Source organism: Pseudobacteroides cellulosolvens ATCC 35603 = DSM 2933 (genome assembly GCF_001262605.1).
GTDB lineage: Bacteria > Bacillota > Clostridia > Acetivibrionales > DSM-2933 > Pseudobacteroides > Pseudobacteroides cellulosolvens.
Genome location: NZ_LGTC01000001.1, coordinates 4,946,547 through 4,959,073, shown reverse-complemented (window position 1 = coordinate 4,959,073; position 12,527 = coordinate 4,946,547). Strand labels below are relative to the sequence as shown.

10 protein-coding genes are annotated in these 12,527 nt (G+C 31.4%); all 10 read left to right on the top strand.

What is annotated here, in order from left to right; all coding sequences use genetic code 11:
* Window positions 1-33: 33 nt before the first annotated feature.
* Window positions 34-786, top strand: a complete 753-nt coding sequence (locus Bccel_RS20355; RefSeq protein ID WP_036937464.1) for an ABC transporter ATP-binding protein — start codon at window positions 34-36, stop codon at window positions 784-786.
* A gap of 3 nt (window positions 787-789) precedes the next feature.
* Window positions 790-2,796 carry an FtsX-like permease family protein gene (locus Bccel_RS20350; protein WP_036937467.1) on the top strand — a complete coding sequence of 669 codons (2,007 nt, stop codon included), beginning with the start codon at window positions 790-792 and terminating at the stop codon, window positions 2,794-2,796.
* 57 nt (window positions 2,797-2,853) lie between these two features.
* Complete coding sequence (locus Bccel_RS20345) at window positions 2,854-5,007, top strand: peptidase domain-containing ABC transporter (RefSeq protein WP_050753675.1); 2,154 nt, start codon at window positions 2,854-2,856, stop codon at window positions 5,005-5,007.
* Between the two features lie 12 nt (window positions 5,008-5,019).
* The gene (locus Bccel_RS20340; protein WP_036937470.1) at window positions 5,020-5,205 is read left to right on the top strand and encodes a hypothetical protein; all 186 of its coding nucleotides are present in this window, start codon (window positions 5,020-5,022) and stop codon (window positions 5,203-5,205) included.
* Between the two features lie 13 nt (window positions 5,206-5,218).
* Window positions 5,219-7,366 carry a peptidase domain-containing ABC transporter gene (locus Bccel_RS20335; protein WP_050753674.1) on the top strand — a complete coding sequence of 716 codons (2,148 nt, stop codon included), beginning with the start codon at window positions 5,219-5,221 and terminating at the stop codon, window positions 7,364-7,366.
* Window positions 7,367-7,723: 357 nt separating this feature from the next.
* On the top strand, window positions 7,724-7,873 hold the full coding sequence (locus Bccel_RS30365; RefSeq protein ID WP_154673431.1) for a hypothetical protein: 150 nt from the start codon (window positions 7,724-7,726) through the stop codon (window positions 7,871-7,873).
* Between the two features lie 92 nt (window positions 7,874-7,965).
* Window positions 7,966-8,115, top strand: a complete 150-nt coding sequence (locus Bccel_RS30360) for a hypothetical protein (RefSeq protein ID WP_154673431.1) — start codon at window positions 7,966-7,968, stop codon at window positions 8,113-8,115.
* 158 nt (window positions 8,116-8,273) lie between these two features.
* Window positions 8,274-9,635: a radical SAM/SPASM domain-containing protein gene (locus Bccel_RS20330; protein ID WP_036937473.1), complete on the top strand. Its 1,362-nt coding sequence runs from the start codon at window positions 8,274-8,276 to the stop codon at window positions 9,633-9,635.
* Between the two features lie 16 nt (window positions 9,636-9,651).
* Window positions 9,652-11,082 (top strand): radical SAM/SPASM domain-containing protein, encoded by a 1,431-nt coding sequence (locus Bccel_RS20325; RefSeq protein WP_036937476.1) that lies wholly within the window; start codon window positions 9,652-9,654, stop codon window positions 11,080-11,082.
* A gap of 15 nt (window positions 11,083-11,097) precedes the next feature.
* Window positions 11,098-12,492 (top strand): radical SAM/SPASM domain-containing protein, encoded by a 1,395-nt coding sequence (locus tag Bccel_RS20320; RefSeq protein ID WP_036937478.1) that lies wholly within the window; start codon window positions 11,098-11,100, stop codon window positions 12,490-12,492.
* Window positions 12,493-12,527 lie beyond the last annotated feature (35 nt).

Sequence of the window (12,527 nt, the reverse complement as noted above, 5' to 3'; positions counted from 1 at the left end):
TATAAAGTTTTTGGTTAGAAAAGAGGCAGATAAATGAGCAAAGTATTACAGGTAATAAATATTTACAAAGAATATGGAACAAAAGAAAACCGTACACAAGCGATTAATGGTATTTCATTTGAAGTAGAAGAAGGTGAATTTCTTGGAATTATGGGTCCATCAGGTTCGGGGAAATCTACTTTATTAAACTGTATTTCCACAATTGATACCATATCGGCAGGACAGATTAAAATAAATGACAGGGATATTACAACGTTAAAAAATCAAGAAGTTGCAGCTTTTCGAAGAGAAAATTTAGGGTTTATATTTCAAAACTTCAATTTGCTGGATACCTTAACAGCCTATGAAAACATTGCATTAGCTTTATCCATTATGAAAAGTCCTGTATCTGAGATGGAAGCAAAAATACTTAAAGTAGCAAAAACATTAGGCATAGAAGAAGTACTGCAAAAATATCCTTATCAAATGTCTGGAGGTCAGCAGCAAAGGGTTTCGGCAGCAAGAGCTATTGTATGCAATCCATCCCTGGTGTTGGCAGATGAGCCTACCGGTGCATTAGACTCTCGTTCAGCAAAAATGCTTCTTAATAACTTGGAAACTATGAACGATGATATGAAGGCTACTATATTAATGGTAACTCATGATTCCAATACAGCAAGTTACTGCAAAAGAATTCTTTTTATAAAGGACGGAAAGATTTATAAAGAATTACTTCGTGGAAGTGATGATAGAAAAGTCTTTTTTGACAAAATAATGGATGTGGTTGCTGCTATTGGAGGTGAATAGGAGATGTATTTTAAAATTATATTTAATAATGTAAGAAAGAATATTAAAGATTATAGTATTTATTTTTTGACATTAATGATTGCAGTAGCATTATTTTATGCATTCAATTCTCTGGATTCACAAACTGCATTTAAAACAGCCACAAGCGATGCAACAAGTAACTTGTCCAGGCAGCTGATTTCTGTCCTGTCAGTTCTTTCTAAATTTATTGCATTTATTTTGGCTTTTCTTATCATATATGCGAATAATTATTTACTAAAAAGAAGAAAAAAAGAACTGGGCATATATATGCTTTTAGGTATGGAAAACCGCAGCATATCCGGTATTTTTGTTGGGGAGACAATTTTAATCGGTATATTTTCATTTATATCCGGCATAGCGATTGGATGTCTTTTATCTCAAGGAGTTTCTGCTATTGCACTGAAAATGTTTGCCATTGATTTATCTCAATATCGTTTTGTATTTTCTATATCATCACTGATAAATACATTAATTTGTTTTTCTATAATATTTATTGTTGTTATTATTTTTAATGTAAGAACAGTTGCAAAAGTTAAATTAATAGATCTATTAAATGCAGGCAGAAAAAATGAAAATTTCGCTGTAAAAAGTAAAAAGGCTTTAGCGGGTATTCTGTTTGTTGGACTTTGTATGCTTGCTATAGTAGCATTGCTTATTTATAAAAAGAACGGGGCAATTTCCAATTCAGCAATTTTTTCAATAAGTTTTGTACTTGGAATTCTTGGAACTGCATGTATTATGTACTCGTTTTTTGGAGTGCTCTTTTATACACTGCAAAAGAATGTGAAATGGTATTTCAAAGATGTTAATGTATTTTTAATTCGTCAAATCAGTGCCAAGATCCAAACGAATTATTTAACCATAACAATAGTATGTTTATTATTGGCGGCTACAATATGCATTGTATCAACAGGAATGGGAATAGCACTTTCCTTAAATAGTAATGCAGCCGATGAAACACCCTATGATTTTATTGTTCTAAAGGATTTGGAAAATAAGAAAGCAGATAAAAGTGAAACATTTCAACAATACTTTTCTAAAAAGAAAGTGGATTTAAACGAATACCTGAAAGAACAGATTGAAATAAGTATATATGAAGAAAAAACATTTACCTATAATAATATTATTGCAGATCCGGATAAATTGTTTAAAGCAGATGCTGACTTACTGGAAGAGACAGTTCCGATAATCTCCATCTCTGATTACAATAAAATATTGGAAAGTCAGGGCAAAGATAAGATTGATTTAAAGGAAAGCACATACCTGATAAATTGTAAATATAGAGGAACTAAGGAATTATTGCAGTCTTTCGTAGAAAGCAATAAAGCAATAAATATTGCAGGTAGGAAACTTACGCCAGAAATGGGTAGAATCAATGAAGTGGTGTATTATTTGTCCAGTGTAGGCAATAACGATCATGGAACAATTGTAGTGTCTGATAAAGTTATTGCAAATTTAAATAAAACAAGTATTATTTTGAATGGAATATTTAAAGAAGACAGCAATAAACAAAAATTCGATAATTTATTGGTGAGTTTTATGGGAGATCCACAAAGTCCCTATCAATCTCTAACAAAAACACTTGTATTTGAGGCATATTACGGAATGTTTGCCATGGCTGCATTTGTTTGCTGTTATATCGGAATTATATTTTTAATCATTTGTGTGGCAATATTGTCTTTGCAGCAGTTAACGGAAACATTTGATAATGTGTATCGTTACAATCTACTTCAGAAGTTGGGTGTAGAAAAGAAGCTTTGCTACCACACAATCTTAAAACAAATAGCTATTTATTTTGGAGCACCACTGATGCTTGCAAGTATTTATTCTATCGTAGCTCTTCCCAGTATTATATCCAAAGCCAGTGTTTCATTAGGATTGGATATTGGTGTAAATGTAGGATATATCATCGTGTTGTTATTGATAATATATGGCGGATATTTTTTAGTAACTTACTTTAGTTGTCGTAATATGATAAACGGTAAGTAATGACCGAAATAAGTTACGTGTTCAGATCATTCAAACGGAAAAAAGAAGGTGAATTTGGTGAAGCATTTAAGAAAAGTCCCATACATTGAACAAATGCAGCAAACCGAGTGCGGTCTGTGTTGCATAGCAATGATTCTGAAATATTATAAAAGTAATGAAACATTGGGAAATATCAGGGATGAACTAGAGGTAGGCAGAGATGGATTGAAATTAGCTCATATGGAGCGATTTTTTCATCAAAGAGGAATTGAAACAAACATATTACAAATGAGTAGTGATGAGTTATTGCAAGTCAAACTGCCGGCTATTGTATTATGGGATAAAGAGCAATATGTTGTTTTAGAATCAATAAATAAAAAAGAGGCGGTAATAGTTGATCCTGCGTATGGAAAAATCAAAAAAACATTTGAAGAATTTAAAGATGAATATTTAAATGTGGTGATGACTGTAACACCGACTAAAATGTTTGTACCAAAGAAAAGAAAGCATTGGGTCTGGGGCAGCTTGCTAAAAAGAGTAGGACAGAGGAAAGAAGTTTTTTTGAAAACAGCGGTAATATCAATAATTACTTATAGTATACAGCTTATTTTACCGATTTTGATAGAAAGTATGATTGACTTAACGACGAAAGGAACAGATAAAATGCAGGTTAAATACTGTATATATTTTGTTCTGGCAACTATTTTAATATATGGAGTTATGTCATTTATAAGACAAAAAAGTGTTATAGACCTGCAAATGGAAATAGATACCCATCTGACAAAAGGAACATTTACTAAATTAATGAGGCTTCCATATAAATATTTCGAGAGTAGGGCAAATGGAGATTTACTCTTTAGACTGAATAGCTTAAATATCATTAGAGATCTTATTTCCCATCATATTATTACAGGAGTGATTCAGTTAGGCTATGCTATTGTAATTATAGGTTATTTGCTGGATAAATCCGTTATGTTAACTTTGGTGACAATGGGTATTTTTCTCGGCAACGGATTGTTTATATTTGTGATGCGTCCTAGGATTTTAGAAGCCAACCAATATCAAATAATAGAAAATACAAAACTGCAATCTATTCAGACCGAAACAATATATTCTATATTTGGCGTTAAGGCATCAGGTATGGAGTCTGATGTTGAAAACAATTGGAATGACAAATACCAGAGAAGTATGAGAGCGTATAAAAAGAAGAATGTCATATTGAATGTGTATCAAACAATTATTTCCATATTCCAAACTGTAGGACCATTCTTTGTATTATTGTTAGGATTGAAATTATGCACTATGGGAAAGTTAACGATAGGTGGAGTAATTGCCAGTTATTCGTTGGCAAGTATATTCATTTCAACAAGCGTTTCATTATTTAACATGTGGAATGATTTTAATTTAGCTTCTTCTTATTTAGAACGGATTAATGACATTACAGAAGCAAAAGAAGAGGTAAAACCTGAAAAACCAATAATGATTAATATCACGGGAGAGGTAGAGTTCAGAAATGTATCATTTGCATATACAAATACATCTGATTATGTAATCAAAAATTTAAGCTTCAAAATAGAAAAAGGTAAGAAAACAGCAATTGTTGGAACATCAGGGTCAGGAAAAAGCACATTGATAAAGCTTCTGCTAGGTTTATATGAACCGACAGAAGGAGAGATATTTTATGATGGTGTTAATTTGAAAGATATAGATAAAACAGAGTTAAGAAAACAAATTGGTGTAGTTCCTCAGGATATGACATTATTTAATAAAACAATATTGGATAATATTGTGTTAAATAGTGAAAAAATTGATATGGAACTTATAAAAAATGCAACGGATATAGCCCATATCAGCCGGGAGATTGACGATATGCCAATGAAATATAACACATTGCTGTCGGATATGGGAATGAACCTTTCAGGTGGACAAAGGCAGAGAATTGTTCTGGCAAGAGCAGTTGTAAACAACCCTAAGCTTGTTCTTTTGGATGAGGCAACCAGCTCATTGGATACTATAAATGAAAGAAAGATATCTCAATATTTTGAGAAAAACGGTAGTACCCGTATTGTAGTAGCACACAGAATGTCAACAATCATTGATTCAGATAAGATACTGGTTCTAGACAATGGATATTTAGTTGAGCATGGGACACACAAAGAATTGCTTCAGGAAAATAAGGTTTATGCAAAACTATTTAATAGCAAAAAAAATAATGCCTATAAGTCAGCATAAGGGGGAAAAAATATGTTTAGAAAAAAGAAGGATAAGGATAAAGAATTAAAGACTGTTTTAGTAGAGTTGTCAGATGCAGAGGTAGACGGAATTGTGGCAACTGGTTTTTATAATTCAAATATTGATTATATGAAAGAGTGTTATAGCAGCCGGGTAAATGAAACAAGGTCAATTTTGTCTAAATTACATATGAAGTAGGGGGAACAAGAGCATGAGAGCAGCTCATATGAGAAGGGTTCCATACATTCAGCAGATGCGTCAGACAGAATGTGGTCTTTGCTGTGTTGCAATGATAATGCAGTATTATAAAAGTTATGATGGAATCCATATAATTCGTGAAAGTTTAGAAGTCGGAAGAGATGGTTTGAAAATTTCTCTTTTGGCAAAATATATGAAAAGCAGAGGATTGGAAACCAAAGTATATAGAGCTAATGCAGAGGCGTTACCGCAATTGGAACTTCCGGCAATAATTTTCTGGCATAATGATCATTTTGTTGTTCTGGAAAAAATAGATGACAAAAGTGCCACAATAGTAGATCCGGCATTTGGCAGGAGAAAATTGAAGTATTCAGATTTTTGCCAAAATTATTCAGAGATTATCCTGACTGCAAAACCTACAGAAGAATTTATACCGGTTAAAGAGAAAAGAAATTTGTGGATCAATGCATTTAAAAACATAAAAATAAAGAAGATGCTATATGTAAAACTAGCACTTATATCTGCTGTAATTTATGTTACCCAGATGATAATTCCTATTCTAATTCAGCATTTAACCGATAATATTGGGATGACAAAAAGCGGATTAGAGGGCAACTATTATTATTATGCAGTCAGCATAGCGATATTATTAGGGGGATTTTCATTTTTAAGAGGAATGAAGATTATTGAGTTGCAAATAGATATTGATAAGCATTTAACCAAAGGTACATTTAAGAAAATGCTTAGTTTGCCATATAAATTTTTTGAAAGCCGTTCTAATGGAGATTTGTTATTCAGGCTAAATTGTTTGGCAGTAATAAGGGACTTAGTTTCTGAGCAGATAATACAAGGTATTTTACAGGTTGGTATGATGGTTTGTATTTTAGGATATATGTTGTCCAAATCTGTAATAATGACGGTAGTAGCCTTGATATTTTTAGTAATTAATATTTGTTTTATTATTAAAATGAAGCCAACATTAATGGAAGCCAATCAAAATGAAATTGTTGAAGATACGAGACTGCAAGGAGTTCAGGTTGAAGCTGTTTATTCTGCATTTGGAATAAAAATTGCGGGGATGGAAGATGAAATTTTAGAGAATTGGACCCGCCGATATGAAAAAAGTTTAACTGCATATAAGAAAAAAAATATGATCAAAAATATAAATGATACGGTATTATCAGTTCTTCAAATGTTGGCTCCGTTAGTTATGTTGGCATTGGGTATATTCCAGTATATGGATGAGCTCATCACAATGGGAGAAGTTATTGCCATTTATACTTTAGCAAGTAATCTTTTTTCTACCGGTATTTCAGTATTTAATATTTACAACTCTTTTGTCTTGGCGACATCATATTTAGAAAGAATAACCGATATAATAGATGCAAAAGAAGAGAGGGTACCGGATAAACCGATTGAACTGCGAATTGCGGGAAATCTACAATTAAGCAATGTATCTTTTGCCTATACTAATAATTCAGACAATGTACTGGATAATATTAATCTGGATATTAAAAGGGGTCAAAAAATTGCGGTTGTAGGGGCATCAGCTTCAGGAAAAAGCACTTTGGTAAAGATTATTTTAGGTCTTTATGAACCTAAATACGGAGAGATTCTATTTGATGGCATTAATATAAAGAATTTGGATAAAGGAATGTTAAGACGCCAAATAGGGGTCGTACCGCAGGATATGTCTCTATTTAACAAGACTATATATGATAATATATGTATTAATAAAAAAGTAAGTAATGATACGGTAAGAAGAGTTGCTCAGATTGCTCAGATAGATGAAGAAATACAGCAAATGCCAATGAAGTATCAAACATTGGTATCTGATATGGGAATGAATTTATCCGGTGGACAAAGGCAAAGGATCATATTAGCCAGGGCATTATTAAATAAGCCTGAATTGATGATATTGGATGAAGCAACCAGTGCACTTGATTATATAAATGAAAAAAAAGTATCAAGATATTTTGAACAGGTAGGTTGCACTAGAATAATAATAGCTCATAGATTGTCTACCATAATAGATTCAGATTGTATTGTAGTAATGGATAAAGGCAAAATTGTTCAGACAGGTACGCATGAAGAATTATTAAAACAAGGTGGTTTATATGCAAGCCTTTATATGAGCAGGGAACAGAGTATTGCAGTATAATGCATTTATACTGGATAATCTTCCTTTTATTGAATTTTATTTATCATTAGCTCGATAGAGCTTTTTTTATTGCACAAAATTCAACATTTATCGTTAATGACTAATATTTTAGCAGTAATTATATTCTTTAATAAAGGATTTATCATTAGCTATTCAACTAACACATGTTGTTACCATTTGCAGCCTATACCGCATTATAATTGTATACTTAAATTGTGCAAAGTAATTAAATCATACAGGCAAAGAGGGGAGCAATGTTATTCTACAGAAAAATATTGAAACCCTTGATATATATAACTTTGCAAAACAAAAGTGTAATATATTTTTACACTAACTTAAATGAAAGGAGGGATAAAGATGGAAGATAAGATAATAAAGCCTATCAATCAGGCAAATTATGATCATGATGATGCATTCGTTAGTTTTAATATTGACTTTTGTGATGTACCATACTTGTGTGATGGGGATACTTGTGCAGATTGTCCATCAGTTTGTAAGAAAGACTAATTTTAAGGCCAGGGATACATATCATCAACGTGTAGTAGCTTTAAGTTAAATCAAAAATAATATTTTCTAATTAAAAGAAGGGTGGAATAAAAATGGAAGATAAAATTATAAAGCCAATCAATCAGGCAAATTATGATCATGACGATGCATTCGTAAGTTTTAATATTGATTTTTGTGATGTGCCATATTTATGTGATGGAGATACTTGTGCAGATTGTCCATCAGTTTGTAAGAAAGACTAATTAAACTAATTAAACTAATTAAACTAAAAAAGGGAGCTGTTTTAAAATAAATTTTAAACCGGCAATAAGCTGTTGATTTATTTTAAAACAGGCTCCTTATGTATAGGTAGGATACTGATTGTATAAATACGGAATAGGGTTTTAAGTAGAGGTTAGATATGGATAATTTTAATGTTAGAACGATAAATGTATTAGATAAGAAATTTATATTTTTTCCATATTCACTTATTTTTTTTGAAAGTAATGATTTGATTGACAAATTGGTCTTATTACTTTCTAAAAAAAGAAGTGAAGAGTTTATACTGAATTCTGTGGGAGAAGATATCGAAAGTGCCAAAATTGTTTTGAATCAGTTAAACGATTTAATGATTTTAGAAGAAAAATCTAAAGAATTGATAAAAAATAATAAAAGCAATAATGCTATATCAAAGTTAAAGTTAAAAGCTGCTCAAATTAACACAATAAATGCATGCAATTTAAAATGCAAGTATTGTTTTGCTAAGGACGGCAGTCATGGTGAGAATAATGTACTAAGTAAGCACATGGTAAAAGATATTATTGATTTCTTATTGAAGGAAGGTATTGGTGAAGATGAATTAAGTCTGACAATAATTGGGGGAGAACCATTATTAAATTTTCCGGTCTTTGAAGAAATTATTAATTGTGCAAAAGCAGAGGGAAAAGCCCAAGGCAAAGATATACGGTTTATAACCACAACAAATGGAACTTTAATTAATGAAAGAATCGCAAGTGTGCTCAAAGAAAACAATGTAAGCACTATGTTGAGTTTGGACAGCCATGATAAAAATACCCAAGACTATTTAAGACCATCAAATACAGGCACAAGTTCCTACGATATGATAAACAATTCCTACTTTAAATATCAGTGTTCTTCCAAAGAAAAGAGTAAAGTACATGTGACAATAACTCCTTTTAACAAAAACATTTATGACATTGGTAAAAATTTTTTTGAAATGGGTTTTAGTCATGTTCATTTTGAAGAGGTAATTTCCGAACAGGATGAATTTAAACTCACTAAAGAAGATGTGGACATATTGAAAAAGGAATATGAAAAATTAAGCCTTTATTTATTAGAGAAAATAAAAAATAATCAAAAGGTTAGCTGCTACCCTCTGCTTGATGACATAAAAAGAATTAATGAAAGAAGATTAAAAATTAAAAAATGCGGAGTATTAAATAATATGATTGGAATATCACCTGATGGGAATTTATATCCTTGCGATATGTTAATGTGGGGTGATTATAAATTAGGCAGTATTAGTACAGGAATAAATTATGATAAAGTTAATGATTTAATAATAAATCATGATTTAGATCTTCAATGTAATGAATGTTGGGCCAGGTACATATGTGGAGGGCAGTGTCTAGGAGAAAGAGAATTGATTAAAGATAAAGAGCAAAGAAGCTACCGATGTAGTATAAAAAAGCACATCGTAAGATTAAAGCTTTATATGCTTAGTGAGTTGGGCGGCAAAAAAGAATATATAGATAACTTATAGTAGGAGGTTTTTGTATATGGAATTACCTAAAGGATTGAATCTCTTAACCTTTGAAGAAGAAGGAAAATCTTTTTATTATGATGGAAACAATGGAGTGCTTTCAGAAACAACTCCATTAATGAATGAAGTATTTAAAAATTGTGATAAAGAATATGGATATATAGTAAAAGAGTTAAGAAAAAGATATGAAGAAAATGAAATAAATGACCAGTTTATTGAATTGGAAGGCCTTGTTGAAAAAGGGTTATTTAGTCCTAAAGCCGATGTGGTCTATTCAAAATATAAAAAGTATAGTGAAGTGACTGAGGAAGAATGGAGCAAAGGTCATGGGCTCATCTGTATTTGGTTAAACATTTCCTATGACTGTAATTTAAGGTGCAAGTACTGTTTTGGCGATGGAGGAAGCTACGGATTTGAAAAAGAACTCATGTCTTTAGATGTAGCTAAAAAGTGTATAGACTATTGGTTTGAGCATTTAAATAAAAATGCAAAGACTGTTTATGTTACTTTCTTTGGAGGGGAACCTTTACTTAATCAATCCGTTCTTAAGTTTAGCATTGATTATATTAATAAGTATTTTGAGGGTAAAGATGTTGAAGTTATTTATAGTATAACGACCAACGGTACTATAGTAAACGATGAAATAATTGATATTTTTATAAAAAATAATATAAATCCACTAATAAGTATAGATGGTATAAAAGAAGTTCAGAATTGCAACAGGCCTTTTGCTTCAGGAGCAGGCAGCTTTGATGCAGTCAGAAAAAATGTTCTGAAACTAAAAGAGCATTTTAATTTTTTAAGGGCTAGAATGACTGTAACAAAGGAAAATGTAAAATACTTCAAACAATCTGTTGAGGAAATTTGGGAAATGGGTATAGAATATGTAATGTACGATGTTGTAGCTTCCAAGGCAGAATTATTAAGAGTTACAGAAGAAGATATGGAGAGTTTGAACAAACAAATAAGCGAACTTACAGAAATAACATATAATAACATCATATCAAATAAAAATAGAGTGCTATGGAGCCTTTTAAAGCCAGCAGTCAAAATAAATGATAGAAGTATGAATGGAAGCTGCAGTCTTTATGGACTTACAACTATAATTTTTGATCCGAAGGGAAATATGTATAAGTGCCATAGACTTGCAGGGGATAACTCTTTCAAAGTTGGTGATTTAGATAGTGGTGTTGATTGGCAGCTATTCAGTAAGAAACTATCCAAACCGGAGATTGAAAAATGTAAGAGTTGTTGGGCTAGAGCAGTGTGTCAGGATGGCTGCAGCCATATAAATTATGTATATAGCGATGACAATAATTTAAATGCACCTTATGATCTTTGGTGTAAGCATAATAAATTTATTATAGAAAAAAGTTTAAGATTGTATACAAGGCTTCTTTTAAATAATAAAGAGGCTTTTGACAAATTCTTTAAAAAAATAAAGTAGAAAGGGGGAAAGTTTATGGATAAAATTTTAGAAAACAGATTTTATACATATCAAATAGATGATAAGTATTTTTACTACGATTCCATTACCTCTGTTATATCTGAATCTACAATTAAGCTCAATAGCACGATAGAAAGATTAAAACATGAAAATATTGATACAATTAAAAACAACGCAATGAAGGAACAAGACATAGAAACCTATAAGTATATTAGCAAATTGGAAAAATTAATTAAGTCCACTGATTATTTATGCGACAATGGAGTACAGTTTACTAGAAAGAAAGCTCAAGTAAAAAACTTAGCGGATGATACCAAGACTTGTAATACTCTTTGGTTATCTATATCACATACTTGTAATATGAATTGCATTTATTGTTTTGGGCAGGGCGGTAATTATGGAGGGCCGGAAACAATGATGTCAAAAGAGACAGCAAAAGAATCCATAGATTTGTTTTTTAGTAAAGTAGATAATAACACAAAAAGAATAAAGGTTAATTTTTTTGGCGGAGAGCCATTAACCAATAAAAAAGTTCTTATATATTCTGTGGACTATATAAATAAAGTGGCTGTTAAAAAAGGTATCAAGGTGAAGTACTTGATAGATACTAATGGAACTTTGCTGGATGATGAAATAATCAATGTTTTTATTGAAAACAATTTTGAAGTAATAATAAGTATTGATGGGGTTGAAGAAATTCAAAACAAAAATAGGCCATTAAGAATAGAAGGAAATTCCTTTGAAATTATAATGAATAATGTTAGAAAGCTTAACAGATTAAATAAGAAAGTTACAGCAAGAATGACTCTGACAAAGGACGCAATGAGAAACTTTAAGAAAAGCGTTTTCGAATTGTGGGATAGGGGATTTTCTTATATTTTTTTTGAAATGGTATCAACATCAATGAGCGACTTAAAAGTAACAGGAGAAGATCTGGAAGAATTCAGACAGCAGCTCAGTGAAGTTGCTGAAGTAACCTATAAAAATATAATTTCAGGTATAGATAAGGAAGTATTAAATTTAACTAAAAAATTTGATATTATCCATAAAAGAAACATAGGTACAGAATGTTCTTATTATAGTCCCTATACTCTGATGTTTACCCCTGAAGGGGAAATATACAACTGCTTTTGGATGTTTGGAAAGGAAGAACATAAGATAGGGACGATTAAACATGGCATATGTAAAAGTGTAAGAGACAGGGTATATAAGGAAGATGACATGTGCAGAGCATGTTGGGCTAAGAGGATATGCGGAGGCGGATGCCTGTGCAAGGAGATCACTCATAGCGGAGAAAAAGAGGATAATTTCGAGGTGTATTGCAATCAAAGAAAGATTGTAATTGCAGAAGTTTTAAAACTATATACAAAACTTTCATATGAAAATGCATTGGCAAATATTTGTGGGTAAGGCATGATTGAAATATTACTTACCGTTTTGACCGT